Source organism: Streptococcus catagoni (assembly GCF_011421425.1).
Classification (GTDB): domain Bacteria; phylum Bacillota; class Bacilli; order Lactobacillales; family Streptococcaceae; genus Streptococcus; species Streptococcus catagoni.
This window is the reverse complement of the sequence record NZ_WPCW01000003.1, coordinates 11,937-28,368: the sequence shown is the minus strand read 5'-3', so window position 1 is coordinate 28,368 and position 16,432 is coordinate 11,937. Positions and strand designations below refer to the sequence as shown.

Sequence of the window (16,432 nt, the reverse complement as noted above, 5' to 3'; positions counted from 1 at the left end):
AAACGGTTGTTCCTAGCCTTAATTTGGAAAATGGAAATGCTCATTTGAAATATAGGAAATAAATTCTTCTTTTGATGATGAAAAGAGATCATCTAGATCAAGCATTTCCTTTGGGAAATAAAAGCGGCGGTCACCATAAGTAGTACCCATAAGGGTTTTAACTATGGGGGATAGGTGAGATAATTCAGCTAAACTGCCATCTTTTTGAAGCATTTCAATTTGTGTTCTGGCATTTTCTGCTTCTGGACGGTAAATATCATAGGGCAGATCAAAATTAACATGAACGCCAGTGTAGTAGTCAGGATCAAAACCGACAGACTCAACGAGCTCTCTGAGTTTGTCTAGCTGATCTTGGGATTCTTGGTCAAAGGTCACTGATTTTAATATTTTACGATTAATAAAACGACTGGCAAGATCAATAAGGATATCATCTTCACTGGACATCCAGGCTTGGAAGTAGGTGTTTAAGACGCCATCATCCAGCTTTAGATAGTCTTCTAAGCTATAATCATTTTCTAAAAAGGGCATCAAGCGGGGCGCAGTCTTTTCAAAGTAACTGGGCTTTTTCTTGTAGAGAAATTTGGCGCGTTTGAGCAGATTTTGTAGGCCTAATTCCACACTACGGCTGGCCGGGTGAAAGTACACTTGCATATACATTTGAAAGCGGCTGACAATATAATCTTCCACGGCATGCATGCCATTTTTTTCAAAGACGATTTTGTTTTCAATAGGCCTAATAACGCGCAAAATACGCATGAGGTCAAACTGTCCATACTTGGTCGCTGAGAAATAGGAGTCCCTTAGCAGATAGTCCATACGGTCACAGTCAATTTGGCTGGAAATCAGTTGGACAACCTGTTTATTGGGATAACTATGATTGATGACGCTAGCCACCTTATGGGGGAAATCAGGTGAAAATCGTGACAGGATGGCATTAATTTCAGTCCCACTATTGGTAATGATCTCTTGGGTTACGGCTTCATGATCTGTATCAAAGAGTTTTTCAAAGGTATGAGAATAGGCTCCATGACCGATATCATGCAAAAGAGCAGCCGTCATTGTTAGAAGTGACTCTTCCTTGTTCCAGACATTGGAATATTTATCTTCGAATATCTCGGTCACTCTTCTGGCAATTTCATAGACACCTAGGCAGTGCGAAAAACGACTATGTTCGGCACCATGAAAGGTAAAAGCAGTAGTCGGGACTTGTTTGATACGTCTGAGACGTTGAAATTCAGTGGTATTTATTAAATCATAAATCAATCGGTTATTGACATGGATATAATTGTGAACAGGGTCACGGAATACTTTTTCATTCATAAGGCTATTATAACAAAAATTGAAAAAAAGCGTATAAGTTGGTAAAATGGAGCAAATATAAAGTTAGTGATAGAAAGTTAAAGTATGAAAATTGAAATCAATAATAAGATCACAATTGATAATGATGTCGAAGAAATAAAAGAAGTTTATGATTGCCAAATCAGTGAAAAGGCAGGTTTTTTATACTTTGTTTATCAAAATCCCGAAAAGGAAAAAGTGGTTCTCAAGTGCTATGAGAAGGGCTTGACCATGACGCGATATTCTACACCAAAGTCTCTTATGAAATTCCATAGGGATCAAAAGCAAGCCATTGCTATACCAACTCCTCTAGGTTTGCAGCATTTTGTGACAGATACAAATTCTTTTCACTTTTCCAAAGACCTAAAAGAGCTTAGCATGAACTATGACTTACGTGATGCCACTCATGACGGCCTCTTTGCAAGCTACTCTTTAAATATCAAATGGTATTAAAACTTGTGCCCAAGAGCTAGAGCTAAGAAAATCATCAGATGAAAACGGGGCAAAAGACTAAAAAGATCTGATTAGATTTAAAAATCCTTTTTACTCATCTGATGACTTTGGCTGTTTATAACATTTTCTGACGGCTTTTACTTGTATTTCTCTGGAATTTTTACTATAATAGAGAGTATATCAAGGGAGTAGCAGACGGGTTACCGTGGTTGTATCGTCAATACGGAATGTCAATTTCCGGTACAATCTGAAACAGCGAGACTTGTTTAATAAAAATAAACAGGTCTTTTTATATAGTCACCTTATAAAGAGACCAAGGAGGATTCTATTTTGTCGAAAGAACAAAAACACCAAGCCTACTATGTTCAGTCTGAAGAGGCCGTCCTTTCCCAGTTAGAGACTGGGCTTGAAGGGTTGACAACTGAACAAGTTAAAGAACGACTAGATCAATATGGCCGTAATGAACTTGATGAAGGACAAAAGAAAAGTCTATTCATGAAATTCCTTGATCAATTTAAGGATTTAATGATCATTATCTTGATTGTTGCTGCCCTATTGTCTGTCATCACTGAAGGGATGCATGGATTAACAGATGCTATCATTATCTTAGCTGTTGTTATTTTAAATGCCGCCTTTGGGGTTTACCAAGAAGGACAAGCAGAAGCAGCTATTGATGCTTTGAAATCAATGTCTAGTCCTTTGGCCCGAGTTCGCCGTAATGGACATGTTATTGAGATGGATTCAAAAGAACTTGTTCCTGGTGATATTGTATTGCTAGAAGCAGGGGATGTTGTTCCTGCCGACATGCGACTATTAGAAGCTAATTCTTTAAAAATCGAAGAAGCTGCCCTAACTGGTGAGTCTGTACCTGTTGAGAAAGATTTAACAGTGGCAGTAGCAGAAGATGCTGGTATTGGAGATCGCCTAAACATGGCTTATCAAAACTCCAACGTTACCTATGGTCGTGGTCTAGCAGTTGTTACCAACACTGGTATGTATACAGAAGTTGGCCACATTGCTGGTATGTTAGCAAATGCCGATGAAACTGATACACCTCTAAAACAAAACTTAGATGGTCTTTCTAAGATTCTGACCTATGCTATCCTAGTTATTGCTGCGGTTACCTTTGCTGTCGGTGTCTTCCTAAGAGGACAAGCTCCACTAGAAGGCTTGATGACCTCTGTTGCCCTTGCAGTTGCGGCTATTCCTGAAGGTCTACCAGCTATTGTTACTGTTGTCCTTTCTCTAGGTACGCAGGTTCTAGCTAAACGAAATGCTATTATCCGTAAGTTACCTGCTGTAGAGACACTTGGTTCTACTGAAATTATTGCATCAGATAAAACTGGTACCTTAACAATGAACCAAATGACTGTTGAAAAAGTATATACAAATGGTACTTTACAAAGTTCTTCAGCTCAAATAGCTTCTGATAACAGTACTTTACGTGTTATGAACTTTGCAAATGATACTAAGATTGACCAGTCTGGTAAATTAATTGGTGATCCTACAGAGACTGCCTTAGTTCAGTTTGGGTTAGACCACAGTTTTGATGTGCGTGAATCACTGGTTTCGGAACCTCGGGTGGCAGAATTACCATTTGATTCTGATCGTAAATTGATGTCTACTATTCATAAGCAAGCTGACGGACGTTATTTTATTGCCGTTAAGGGTGCACCAGATCAGTTATTAAAACGTCTAACTCAAATTGAAGAAAATGGACAAGTTCGTCCAATCACAGATGCTGATAAGAAAAATATTTTAGACACCAATAAGAGTCTGGCTAAACAAGCTCTTCGTGTCTTAATGATGGCCTATAAGTATTCTGAAACCTTGCCTACTTTGGAAACAGAAGTAGTGGAATCAGAATTGGTATTTTCTGGTCTAGTAGGTATGATTGACCCAGAACGTCCTGAAGCAGCTCAAGCTGTTAAGGTTGCTAGGGAAGCTGGTATCAGACCAATCATGATAACAGGGGATCATCAGGATACAGCGGAAGCTATTGCTAAACGTCTGGGAATTATTGATGAGAGTGATAATGAAAATCATGTCTTTACTGGTGCTGAGCTTAATGAACTAAGTGATGAAGAATTCCAAAAGGTCTTTACTAAATATTCTGTTTATGCGCGCGTGTCTCCAGAACATAAGGTAAGGATCGTTAAAGCTTGGCAAAATGAAGGTAAAGTCGTTGCCATGACAGGTGATGGGGTTAATGATGCTCCTTCACTTAAGACAGCTGATATCGGTATTGGTATGGGTATCACAGGTACTGAGGTTTCTAAGGGAGCTTCTGATATGGTGCTTGCTGATGATAACTTCGCTACCATCATTGTTGCGGTTGAAGAAGGTCGTAAGGTCTTCTCAAACATCCAAAAAACTATTCAATATCTACTTTCAGCTAATATGGCTGAAGTCCTCACCATCTTCTTAGCCACTCTCTTTGGTTGGGATGTCTTGCAGCCAGTTCACTTGCTTTGGATTAATCTGGTCACAGATACCCTTCCAGCTATTGCTTTGGGTGTGGAACCTGCTGAACCTGGTGTTATGTCACATAAACCTCGTGGACGCAAATCAAGTTTCTTTGATGGTGGTGTTAAAGAAGCCATCCTTTATCAAGGAGCTCTACAGACCCTCTTAGTGCTAGGTGTCTATGGTTATGCCTTGATGTTCCCAGAACATTCAAGCTATCATGATGTCCATGCTGATGCCCTTACAATGGCCTATGTCACTCTTGGGCTGATTCAACTTGTCCATGCTTATAACGTCAAATCTGTTTACCAATCTATCTTTACAGTTGGTTTATTCAAGAACAAACTCTTTAACTATTCCATCCCACTTGCCTTTGTGATGTTGATGGTGACAGTGGTTGTTCCAGGATTTAACAAGTTTTTCCATGTGGCACATCTTAGCGGCTCACAATGGCTTGTCGTTATCATTGGAAGCTTCTTAATGGTTGTATTTGTTGAAATTGTTAAGGCTATTCAACGTGCTTTGAAACTAGATGAAAAAGCTATTTAAACTAAAAAAACAAACAGATGTTATTGGAATCTGTTTGTTTTTTTATCTCTTTTTCGTCACTCTAAGGTTAAGAGCTAGGGGGCTGACTTTACTTTATTTTCTGCCACTTAAATCTAGGTATGAGGTAGCTGATAATAATAAGGCCTAAACCAATGGCTGTTAGGTAAATTAAGATCTTTGAATCAAAATCAAAGATGACATGGCTTCCTAAAACAAGGAGAACCCCAAACCAGAAGCTTATGACGTTGATAGGATTATCAACAATTAAAAGGCTGTCTTTATCTTCAACCACTATGGGTTTTTGCAGGCTGTGTCTGATCCTTAGAGATTCTTTTTTGTCGGCCAAATCAATGGAAATTTCCTGGCCATTTTGTAAATCTAGCCTATGGTCTTTTCCTACATATAGTCTGATTTTGGCACCGAGTTTTGAAAAATGTGTTTGTCTTTTAACTTTCATGAGCTTCCTTTGTAGTAGTTTTTAAGAATAAGGCAGAGCTTGCCAACTGAGCTGCCTTTAAGTCCTTATTCTTTACTTTTTCTTCTTCTTTTATGATGCTTCTATTTTAACAAAATCTCCCATAGATGGCTAATTATGATAGACTATTGCTAAGGAGGACTGCTAATGATTAAAGGAATTATTTTTGATATGGACGGTGTCTTATTTGATACAGAGCCTTTTTATATTGACAGACGAGGTCGTTTTCTGGATCAAGTAGGCATCAGCGTTCAACATATGGAGGCAAAAGATTTCATTGGGGGGAATTTGCAGGGGCTTTGGGACAAGGTGCTGGGTCAAGACTTTGACAAAGAAAATGCTGCAGAGTTCCACCGTTCTTATGAGCAGTATAAGGATGAACATAAGGCGCCATACAGGGATCTTCTTTTTCCCCAGGTTATCTCAAGTTTGCAAGTTTTTCAAAAGGCAGGGATAAGGATGGCTCTGGCCTCTAACTCTAACAAGAAAGATGTCAAACGTGCTCTAGCTTGCTGTCAGATGGAAGAGTACTTTGATTTTTATCTGGCTAGAGAAGATGTCAGAAGAGCAAAGCCAGATCCAGAGATCTACCTAAAAGCCAAGGAAGGATTAGGACTACCCAAGGAAGAACTGCTCGTGGTGGAAGATAGTCAAAAGGGTATTGCTGCTGCTAAGGGTGCCAATATTCAGGTCTATGCCATTAAGGATAAGCGTTATGGCATTAATCAAAGTCAGGCTACTAAAGTGATTGAAAACCTTAGTCAACTCCAAGAAGAATTAGGGCTTTTATAAAAGTTCCTACTCTTTTTTAGAGTTTTATGGATGCGTTTTCAACTTTTACTGGAAATAATAGACACAAAGTTTTAAAATAAGGTTAGACCAAAGCTGAGCTGGTCTAGTTGCCCAGCTCCATTTGAAAGGAGTTTGACCTTAGATGTCATGTTATTATAAATTGTTAAAGGAAAAGTTTCCCACCAAGTCTGCTTTGATAACGGAGATGATTAATTTGGATGCTATTTGCCATCTGCCAAAAGGGACGGAACATTTCCTCAGCGATCTGCACGGCGAATATCAAGCATTTGATTATCTATTGAGAAATGGGTCAGGATCAATCAGAAAGAAGATCCAAGAATGTTTCCCAGACAAGTCAGCAGAAGATATGGAAAGTCTCTGCCAATACATTTACTATCCAGTAGAAAAAATTGAGCAAAAGCAGGAAATGTTGACAAAGGTAGAAGTGATTGAGGAGTTAAGGGACTATTTACCAGATCTCCTGCAACTGGTTCATTATATTGGGGGAAAATACACCAGATCTAAGGTCAGAAAAAAATTTCCTAAAGACTATGCCTACATTATGGATGAATTGTTAATGGAAGAGCAGCCAGATAAGAATAAAAAGCCCTATTATCAGGCTATCATTTCTAAGGTCACAGAACTAGGACAATTAGATGATTTGTTTATTGCTTTTTCTGTTTTGATTCAAAAATTGTCAATTGATCATTTGCATGTTGTTGGTGACATCTTTGATCGGGGACCCTATCCTGATTTGATTATTGACCGTTTAAGAGAGTTCGACAAGATTGATATTCAGTGGGGCAATCATGATATTACATGGATAGGCGCTGTTTCTGGTTCTTATATTTGTATGATTAATGTGATCAGGATTGCTGCTAGATATAATAGCATTGATTTGATTGAAGATCGCTATGGGATTAATTTAAGAAGTCTCATCGACTATAGTCAAAGGTATTTTGAGGAAGAAGAGGTTTTTGTCCCAATCCTTGATGATGAAGATATTTCCCAAAGTGACAAAATACTGCTAAACAAATTGCAGCAGGCTACAGCTCTTTTACAATTTAAACTAGAACATCAGCTCATTAAAAGAAGACCACAGTTTAATATGGAAGCCTCAAACCTCTTTTCAAAGATTGATAGGGAAGCTAAGACCATTAAAATTGGAGAAAATAGCTACCCACTACAGTCTTTCCCCTACGAGATGATTAATTGGGAAAGGCCGGATCAGCTGACTGATGAGGAAGCTAAGATCTTGCAGGGCTTGATGTATCGTTTCCAAAATTCTCAAAAATTAAATGATCAGATTGATTTTCTGATTGAAAAAGGTGCTATTTATTCCATCTCTAATAACCATCTGCTCTTTCATGGCTGCATGCCAATGCATGAAAATGGTGATTTTAAATCCATGATTTTTAATGGGAAAGTTTATTCTGGCCGAGCCTTATTAGAATATTTTCAAGAAGAGGTCTTGAAGTCCCATAAAAGAAAAGACAGCCACGAAGACTTTGAAACAGATCTGTTCTGGTACCTCTGGTGCGGGGAGGTGTCGTCACTCTTTGGTAAGAACCGCATGACCACCTTTGAACGTTATTATATAGCAGATAAAAAGTGTCATGAAGAAATCAAGAATCCTTATTATCAATTGCGGAGCAGAGAAGATATCTGCTTAAGGATCCTGAGAGAATTTGGCTTAGATAAGTCTGCTCACATTGTTAATGGACATACTCCTGTAAAGGAAAAGGTAGGAGAGACCCCTATTAAGGCCAATGGGCGGATGATTATCATTGATGGTGGTCTGGCAAAGGGGTACCAGAAAAAGACAGGGATTGCTGGCTATACCCTGATTTCTAATAGCTATGGTTTAGAACTGGTAGCTCACAAGCCTTTCTCATCAGTCCAGGACGTTTTGCAGGGTAAGGGAGATATTATTTTTATCAAGCGTTTGGTAGAAGAGGTTAGCCAAAGAACCCTGGTTAAGGAGACTGACAATGGCAAAGCTCTCTTACAAGAGATTTCAGATTTGAATTATCTTTACCAGAATTTTGATCATTATTAAAGTCTTGAACTTTGTAAGCTCGGATTGTAGAAAAAGTCTTTTTTCTGCAATCTTTTGAAACTTTTTTGAGGTGGAGCAGAAGCTGCTTGCCTTTAAGATCTTCTGCTTCTTTGAAGTAGGAGATTTTTTTCTATGTTGGGACTTAAATGTCCTTATTAAGTTTTCTGAGATGAAGGTGAAGAAGACGAGGAAGAAGGTCTTGATGCCGAAGTAAGGAGAAAAGAGGAAGAAAGGAGGAAAGACGACCAAGATCTTCCAGATAAAAGCCCAAGGGATAAAGGGTTCAGGCATGGACAAAGAGATGGTGAAGATCATAAAACTCAAAAAGGTAGTATTACTGCTGAACAGCTAGGGCATTATTATCAGGGTACTGCAAAATATCATAGTGAACCTGATTTAAAAAAGCAGTATAATAAAGGTTATAAAGAAGGTTTTACGAAAGCTTGTGGATGTGGATTAACAACTATCTTTTTTTAAAAGAACATTCTAGTTAAATGCCCCCAATTATTGTCACCATATCAATAAAGGAGTTCCTTCTATTCTCCTAAGTTTATATCCTATTTGAAGAGGACATAGGTCCAAAATTAATTATTATCAATAATAAAGAGTAAATGTAAATGCTTGTCTCAGCTAATTATTTTCTCTTTTAAGTAAAAAGTGCTCTCTTTTTGAGGGCCTTTTTGCTATATCTTCCTAGAAAAAATGGAGCCTTCTTCTCACGTGCTAGTCTCAAAAATAATGTGCGGCAAGGCCAATACTAATTTGTCACTCTATTTTAATAATTGTTACAAATAGTAATTCCTTAGTCTTGAAGTCTTTATACTTTTACTTTATGATAGTAGTATGGATGTTAAGGCAGAAATTATTAAGCTTGCTAATGACATTGGTATTTCTAAAATTGGTTTTACCACGGCAGATGATTTTGATTATTTAGAAAAATCTTTGCGTTTGGCCCAAGAAGAAGGAAGAACTAGCGGATTTGAGCATAAAAACATTGAAGAAAGAATTAGACCCAAATTATCGTTGTCATCAGCTAAGACCATTATTTCAATAGCTGTTGCTTATCCCCATAAATTACCATTTGCCCCAGAAAAAACCAACTTTAAACGAGGGAAACTAACTCCTAATTCTTGGGGCTTGGACTACCACTATGTTTTACAGGATAAGTTGAACAGGCTAGCTCAGGGCATTGAGAAATTAAGTGAGAACTTTGAGTATAAGGGAATGGTTGATACAGGGGCTTTAGTTGATACTGCCGTTGCAAGGCGTGCGGGCATTGGCTTTATAGGTAAAAATGGTCTGGTCATTTCTAAGGAGTATGGCTCCTACATGTACTTGGGAGAACTCATTACCAATTTAGAAATTGAACCTGATCAGCCTGTTGATTATGATTGTGGTGATTGCACCAGGTGCCTTGATGCCTGTCCTACCTCTTGTTTAATAGGGGATGGCAGCATGAATGCCAAGGAATGTCTATCCTTTCAAACACAGGATAAGGGTATGATGGCTCTGCAATATCGAAAGAAAATTAAGACAGTCATCTATGGTTGTGATATTTGTCAAATAGCTTGCCCTTATAATAAAGGAATCAGTAATCCAATGGCTAGCGAGATTGATCCAGAACTTGCTCAGCCTGAATTGATTCCTTTTTTGGAGCTATCAAACACGACTTTCAAAGAAAAGTTCGGTAAGGTAGCAGCCGCCTGGCGGGGGAAGAATATCCTACAGCGCAATGCCATCATAGCTCTTGCCAATGGTCATGATCGGTCAGCTATTGTCAAGTTGATGGAAATTATAGATAAAAACAACAATAGCATACACACAGCGACAGCCATTTGGGCCTTAAGTGAGATTGTCAAAAAACCAGAGCAGAGCATGATTGACTTTATGAGGTCTCTGCATTTTGAAGATGACAATTGCCAAAAAGAATTAGAGCTGGTCCGTGCAAAATGGCAATTCTAAAATCATTGTGTTAAAATATGTAAAACATGAAAGATAAAAAATAAAAGAGGTAAGAAAATGGAAGTGTCAGAAATTCGCCAAAAAATAGAAGAGAACAAAGAGAAGTTGACTAGCTTCAGGAGGTCTCTTTGACTTAGATGCTTTAGAAGAAGAGATTGCTTTACTTGAAAATCGAATGACTGAACCGGATTTTTGGGATGATAATATTGCAGCGCAAAAGACATCTCAAGAATTAAATGAACTAAAGGTAACCTTTGATACTTACCATCATATGGAAGACCTGTCTGAAGAAACAGAGCTCTTCCTTGAAATGTTAGATGAAGATGATTCTGTTCAGCAGGAGCTGGAAGAAAGCCTTGCTAAACTTGATCAACTCTTGACCACTTATGAGATGAGCTTACTCTTATCTGAGCCCTATGATCACAATAATGCTATCTTAGAAATCCATCCTGGTTCAGGAGGAACAGAAGCGCAGGATTGGGCGGATATGCTTTATCGGATGTATACACGTTTTGGTAATGCCAAAGGTTTTAAGGTTGAAACCTTGGATTATCAAGCTGGTGATGAAGCTGGTATTAAGTCAGTCACCCTATCTTTTGAAGGCCCAAATGCCTATGGTTTACTAAAATCTGAGATGGGAGTTCACCGTTTAGTTCGTATTTCACCTTTTGATTCTGCAAAAAGACGGCACACATCCTTTACTTCAGTTGAAGTGATGCCAGAACTGGATGATACCATTGAAGTTGATATCAGAGATGAGGATATCAAGATGGATACTTTTAGGTCTGGTGGTGCAGGAGGTCAGAACGTTAATAAGGTTTCGACAGGAGTAAGGTTAACCCATATTCCGACTGGTATTGTCGTTGCTTCAACCGTTGATAGAACCCAGTATGGAAACCGAGACCGAGCAATGAAGATGTTGCAGGCCAAACTTTATCAATTAGAGCAAGAGAAAAAGGCTGAAGAAGTCAATGCTTTAAAGGGTGATAAAAAAGAAATTACCTGGGGCAGTCAAATTCGTTCCTATGTCTTCACACCTTATACAATGGTTAAGGATCACAGAACCAACTTTGAAGTAGCTCAGGTGGATAAGGTGATGGATGGAGAAATTGAGGGCTTCATTGATGCTTATCTGAAATGGCGCATGAATGATAACTCCTAAAAGCTTTAGAATGTAGTACAAAGAAAGAAGAAAATAATGGCATTAATTGAAATGAAAGGTGTTTCAAAGAAATACCGCCGGTCAACCACAGCCTTGAGAGATCTTAATTTTTCAGTAAACCAGGGTGAATTTGTTTACTTGGTTGGGCCATCTGGTGCAGGTAAGTCCAGTTTGATCAAATTGCTCTACCGAGAAGAAAAAGTTACCAGTGGTTCTCTCTATGTAGGGGAATTTGATTTAACAAAATTAAGAAAAAAAGATATTCCCATTCTTCGTCGTAGTATTGGTGTCATTTTCCAAGATTATAAACTCTTACCAAGAAAAACAGTCTTTGAAAATGTTGCCTATGCCATGGAAGTTATTGGTGAAAGACGTAAACATATCAAAAAACGTGTTCCTGAAATCCTAGAACTTGTTGGCTTGAAGCATAAGATGCGCTCTTTCCCAAATCAATTATCAGGTGGTGAGCAACAACGTGTTGCCATTGCTCGGGCCATTGTCAACAATCCCAAGCTCTTGATTGCTGATGAACCGACTGGAAATTTAGACCCGGAAATTTCATGGGAAATTATGCAACTCTTAGAAAGAATTAACTTACAAGGGACGACTATTCTGATGGCCACTCATAATAGCCATATCGTTAACACGCTTCGCCATCGCGTTATTGCGATAGAAGCTGGACGTATTGCCCGTGATGAAGAGGAAGGAGAATACGGTTACGATGATTAGATATTTTTTTCGCCACCTATGGGAATCTATAAAGAATCTGAAGAGAAACCTTTGGATGACTTTAGCTGCTGTTAGTTCAGTTGCTGTTACCTTAACACTTGTCGGTATTTTTGCGGCAGCACTTTTAAATATTGAACGGGTTGCTTCAGGTGTTCAAAGTAATATACAAATCAACACTTACTTGCAGGTTGATTCAACAGATGCTGCTAAGTTTATAAAGAAGGTTGATGGTAAAGAGGTTGCTAACGATGACTACCATAAGGTTTACAACCAAATTGCCAAGCTTAAGAATGTTGATAAGATTACTTTTTCCAGTAAAGATGAACAGTTGAAGAAGCTTCAAGACAGCATGGGCGATGTCTGGAAATTGTATGATAAAGATACAAATCCTCTCCAAGACATTTACATTGTTGAAACTAAAAAGCCTTCTCAAGTGAAAACAGTAAGTAAAAAAATTAAGCAAATAAAAGGCGTTGAAGATGTTGATTACGGTGGGATTAACTCAGATAAACTCTTCAAATTCTCTTCTTTCATTAAGACTTGGGGACTCATTGGAACAGCTTTACTCTTGATTGTAGCCATCTTGTTGATTTCTAATACTATTCGTATGACAATCATGAACCGTCAAAGAGATATTGAGATTATGCGACTTGTTGGGGCTAAAAACTCCTATATCCGTGGCCCCTTTTTCTTCGAGGGAGCTTGGGTTGGCCTTTTAGGAGCTATCCTACCATCTATTTTGATCTATTATCTCTATGAATTTGCTTACAGACATTTCATGCCAGAGTTACAATTAAATGGATTGTCAATGTACCCTATTAATTATTATGTCTATATTTTAATAGTTGCCTTATTCCTTATTGGTATCTTTATTGGATCAGTTGGTTCTATGCTATCTATGCGACGTTATCTTAAGTTTTAAGGTTTTGCTGGATTGAAGAAAGGTCTCTTTTCTTCAATCTTTTTTGATACCTTAGTGCGATAATGAAGAGGATACTAAGAAAAACACCGCCACAAGATCATCTTGTAGCGGTGTTTTTGACTGATAAGAACTTTTTTATTGCAAAAAAGGATTGAAATTTTTCTCGTGGCTAATGGTGGTGGCAAGACCATGTCCAGGATAGACCTTATAATGGTCTGGTAGGCTAAAGAGTTGCTTTTTGATAGAGTCTAAAAGGCTTTGATGATTACCAGTAGGCAGATCTGATCTTCCAATGCTTTCTCTAAATAGGGCATCTCCTGAAAAGACTAGGTCTTCTTTTGGGAAGATCAGAGAGACACTTCCAATAGAATGGCCCGGTGTTTCAACTATGGTAAAGTCAAAACCACTAAGTTTATAGTGGGTGTCGGTGGCGAAAAGTTTTTCTGCTGGTTTAGCCAAAACATCTGGGATATCAGCATGTCTAATTAAACCTGAAAGATTATCCTTGGGACTATAAAGCCAAGTGGCTTCCTTAGCAGAAACATAGACAGGTGGAAAGTTAAAAGCCTTTCGAACAGCATCTAGACTCATGATATGATCAAAATGAGCATGGGTCAGTAAAATAGCAACAAGAGGCTTTCCCAACTCCTTTAGCTTCTTGATAATTTTTTGCTCATCACTTCCTGGATCAATGACAATGCTAGCTTCATCATTCGAAAGTAAGTAGGTGTTTTCACTTGCGACAGGGTTAATAATAGTAAAGATTTTCATAAACTAAGTGTAACAAAAAATTCTCAAATAACCTAAGAAAAACTCCTTTTCTGACAGATTTATGAAGACATTTTGGTGAGTGAAAATTCTTTGAAAATAAAGTGAAAAATAGCAGTTTTGAGGGTTCTGAGCTGGCAGTGGTGGACTAATTTCTTTTCTTTTTAAAGAAGGAAAAATCCTGTCCTACAAATCCTAACCTTGGTCTCTTAAAACTTGTCTGTTTAAAAACTGGTTAGAGCGGACTTTGGGCTTTCATCTGCCTTCTAAAAAGTGATATAATAGGTGTACTATGACCAATGAATCTAAAAGAAAATATGCTGTCATTGATTTAGAAGCGACTAATGCAGGCTCGACAGCTAGCATTATTCAGGTAGGTATTGTCATTATTGAAAACCAAGAGATTATCACTACCTATCAGACAGATGTAAACCCGCATGAACCCTTATCTGAACATATCAAATCCCTAACTGGTATCAGTGATCAACAACTGGCCAAGGCTCCTGAATTTTCTCAGGTGGCAGGGGATATCTTTTCCTTAATCCAAGATTGCATATTTATTGCACATAATGTTAAGTTTGATGCTAATTTACTAGCCGAAGCCTTATTTATGGAAGGGTATGAGCTACGGACTCCAAGGATTGACACAGTTGAACTAGCACAAGTCTTTTTTCCAAGCTTGGAGAAGTACAATCTAAGCAATCTGTCAGAAAATTTGGATCTTCATTTATCAGATGCCCACACTGCTATAGCGGATGCTATGGCGACAGCCAAACTTTTCCTCAAAATTCAAGAAAAAATTAAGAGTCTGCCTACAGAGACGATTGAAGAGCTTGTAAGGTTTAAAGATAGTTTGATTTTTGAGACAGGTCTTGTTATTGAAGAGGCTCTAGCAACTTCTAAAAGTTATTCTAAGAAGCAATTTGTTAAAATGAATTCCCTCTTGGTAAGGAAAAAAGAGGCTTCCTTAAGGCCTTTAAAATTGTCCCAAAAATTTGAGATCAATGTGGCTCTCTTAGGCTTAGAAGAAAGGCCTCTGCAAGAAAAGTTTGCAAAGCTGGTGGATAGTTCTTTTCAGGAAGCTTTTCCAAGCTTTATTGAGGCTCAGGCAGGGATTGGAAAGACCTATGGCTATCTTCTACCTTTACTGGCAAAAGCAGAAGGAAAGCAGATCTTGGTTTCTGTTCCGACTAAGATTTTACAGGATCAGATGATGGTTAAGGAGCTCCATTCTTTGAAGGAAAATTATCAGATTGATTGCCACAGTCTGAAGGGGCCAGCAAATTATCTGAAATTAGATTCCTTTGAAAAAAGTCTGGCTCACTTGGATGACAATTCCTTGGTCAACCGCTACAAGATGCAGCTACTGGTCTGGTTGTTAGAGACTGAGACGGGTGATTTGGATGAAATCAAACAGAAACAGCGTTTTGCAGCCTACTTTGAGCAATTGGAACATGATGGGGAAGTCCCTTTAAGCTCGCCATTTTATGACTATGATTTTTGGAGAAGAAGCTATGAGAAGGCTAAGAATGCCAGTGTTCTTTTGACCAACCATGCTTACTTTTTACATCGTGTTGAAGATGATAAGGATTTTGCCAAAGGGAAAATCTTAGTTTTTGATGAAGCCCAGCGTTTGGTGATTCAGTTAGAAAACCTATCACGCAGGAAGCTTAATCTGACAGCACTCTTACAGGAACTCAAGGATCAGCTCCCTTTAAGAGGAACTCTCTTAGAAAAACGCTTGTTAGAAAGTTTGTCCTTTGAGTTCAGTCAATTGGTCAGTAACTATTATCAAAACAATCAAAGGCTTGATCAGATAGCGACTTTGGAAAATGTGAGGTCTCTGGTTAAAGAGCTGCCCTTGGAGGACTTCACCCACTTAAAAGACTTTTTTAAGGATGAGGAAGCTGATTATTGGCTAAACAGTCAAGCAGAGGCAGATAAGAGGATAACCTATTTGAATAGAGCCAGCCGCTATTTCATTAATTTTAATCATTTTTTACCAGAAACACTTAAAACCTACTTTATTTCGGCCACCCTGCAAATTAGTCCGCAGGTCAGCTTGGCCAACTTATTGGGCTTTGACGCCTATAGCTATGCCAAAATTGACAAGGATAAGACGGCCAATCAATTGGTTGTGATTGACCAAGACATGCCTTTGATAAGCGAGCTGACTGATCTTGACTATAGTCAAGAGATAGCAAACAGGATCACTTCTTTAAAAGAACTTCAAAAGCCAATATTAGTACTTTTTAATTCACGTAAGCATATGTTAATGGTTTCAGATCTCTTAGACCAGTGGAATATTAGCCATCTGACTCAAGAAAAAAATGGTAACGCTACTAATATTAAAAACCGTTTTGATAGGGGAGAACAAGGGATCCTCCTTGGTATGGGGGCATTCTGGGAAGGTGTTGATTTTATCCATGCTGATCGGATGATAGAGGTTATCACTCGATTGCCATTTGATAATCCAAAGGATCAGTTTCTCAAAAAGATGAATGCTTACCTGTCTTCGCAGGGGAAATCTCCCTTTAAAGATTATTTTTTACCCATGGCTATCTTAAAATTAAAGCAGGCTATTGGTAGAACAATGAGACGAGACAATCAAAAATCAGCCATTGTCATTTTAGATAAAAGAATTCTCACCAAGACATATGGTCAGCAAATTATGGAAAGCTTGGAAGGAGAATTCCTTCTTTCCCAAGAAAAATTTAAGAAGTCTCTAGTCTCTATAGATCATTTTCTGATATAATA

The 16,432-nt window shown here is 38.3% G+C and carries 12 protein-coding genes; 9 read left to right on the top strand and 3 right to left on the bottom strand.

What is annotated here, in order from left to right:
* Positions 1–18 precede the first annotated feature (18 nt).
* A complete protein-coding gene (locus HBN42_RS06255) occupies positions 19–1,320 on the bottom strand; it encodes an HD domain-containing protein (RefSeq protein ID WP_165994215.1) in 1,302 nt (433 codons plus the stop codon).
* A gap of 84 nt (positions 1,321–1,404) precedes the next feature.
* Between HBN42_RS06255 and HBN42_RS06250 the strand changes: the two genes are divergently transcribed.
* Together HBN42_RS06250 and HBN42_RS06245 are read left to right on the top strand one after the other, a co-directional pair.
* Positions 1,405–1,791, top strand: a complete 387-nt coding sequence (locus HBN42_RS06250) for a YwiB family protein (RefSeq protein ID WP_165994214.1) — start codon at positions 1,405–1,407, stop codon at positions 1,789–1,791.
* Between the two features lie 330 nt (positions 1,792–2,121).
* Positions 2,122–4,806 (top strand): cation-translocating P-type ATPase, encoded by a 2,685-nt coding sequence (locus HBN42_RS06245; RefSeq protein ID WP_165994213.1) that lies wholly within the window; start codon positions 2,122–2,124, stop codon positions 4,804–4,806.
* Between the two features lie 88 nt (positions 4,807–4,894).
* On the opposite strand, the gene HBN42_RS06240 is transcribed toward HBN42_RS06245, so the two are convergent.
* Positions 4,895–5,263: a hypothetical protein gene (locus HBN42_RS06240; protein ID WP_165994212.1), complete on the bottom strand. Its 369-nt coding sequence runs from the start codon at positions 5,261–5,263 to the stop codon at positions 4,895–4,897.
* Between the two features lie 165 nt (positions 5,264–5,428).
* Here HBN42_RS06240 and HBN42_RS06235 point away from each other — a divergent pair, with 165 nt between their 5' ends.
* From HBN42_RS06235 to ftsX, 6 genes are all read left to right on the top strand, one after another.
* Positions 5,429–6,073 carry an HAD family hydrolase gene (locus tag HBN42_RS06235; RefSeq protein ID WP_165994211.1) on the top strand — a complete coding sequence of 215 codons (645 nt, stop codon included), beginning with the start codon at positions 5,429–5,431 and terminating at the stop codon, positions 6,071–6,073.
* 142 nt (positions 6,074–6,215) lie between these two features.
* Positions 6,216–8,132 (top strand): fructose-1,6-bisphosphatase, encoded by a 1,917-nt coding sequence (locus HBN42_RS06230; protein WP_165994210.1) that lies wholly within the window; start codon positions 6,216–6,218, stop codon positions 8,130–8,132.
* An 843-nt stretch (positions 8,133–8,975) separates the two neighbouring features.
* Positions 8,976–10,094 carry a tRNA epoxyqueuosine(34) reductase QueG gene (queG, locus tag HBN42_RS06225; protein WP_165994209.1) on the top strand — a complete coding sequence of 373 codons (1,119 nt, stop codon included), beginning with the start codon at positions 8,976–8,978 and terminating at the stop codon, positions 10,092–10,094.
* 57 nt (positions 10,095–10,151) lie between these two features.
* Positions 10,152–11,256, top strand: a protein-coding gene (gene prfB, locus HBN42_RS06220; RefSeq protein ID WP_165994208.1) for a peptide chain release factor 2 whose coding sequence is annotated in 2 segments (ribosomal slippage) — positions 10,152–10,223 and positions 10,225–11,256 — 1,104 coding nt in all. Because the reading frame shifts where the segments join, the coding sequence is not laid out codon by codon here.
* A gap of 36 nt (positions 11,257–11,292) precedes the next feature.
* Positions 11,293–11,985: a cell division ATP-binding protein FtsE gene (ftsE, locus tag HBN42_RS06215; protein WP_165994207.1), complete on the top strand. Its 693-nt coding sequence runs from the start codon at positions 11,293–11,295 to the stop codon at positions 11,983–11,985.
* Positions 11,978–12,907, top strand: a complete 930-nt coding sequence (ftsX, locus tag HBN42_RS06210; RefSeq protein ID WP_165994206.1) for a permease-like cell division protein FtsX — start codon at positions 11,978–11,980, stop codon at positions 12,905–12,907. Before ftsE ends, ftsX begins: the two co-directional genes overlap by 8 nt.
* A 135-nt stretch (positions 12,908–13,042) precedes the next feature.
* Here the strand turns inward: ftsX and HBN42_RS06205 are convergent, their stop codons facing one another.
* Positions 13,043–13,678, bottom strand: coding sequence for an MBL fold metallo-hydrolase (locus HBN42_RS06205; protein ID WP_165994205.1), 636 nt, complete (start codon positions 13,676–13,678; stop codon positions 13,043–13,045).
* A 289-nt stretch (positions 13,679–13,967) separates the two neighbouring features.
* On the opposite strand from HBN42_RS06205, the gene HBN42_RS06200 reads away from it, so the two are divergent.
* Complete coding sequence (locus tag HBN42_RS06200; RefSeq protein WP_165994204.1) at positions 13,968–16,430, top strand: bifunctional DnaQ family exonuclease/ATP-dependent helicase; 2,463 nt, start codon at positions 13,968–13,970, stop codon at positions 16,428–16,430.
* Positions 16,431–16,432: the final 2 nt, after the last annotated feature.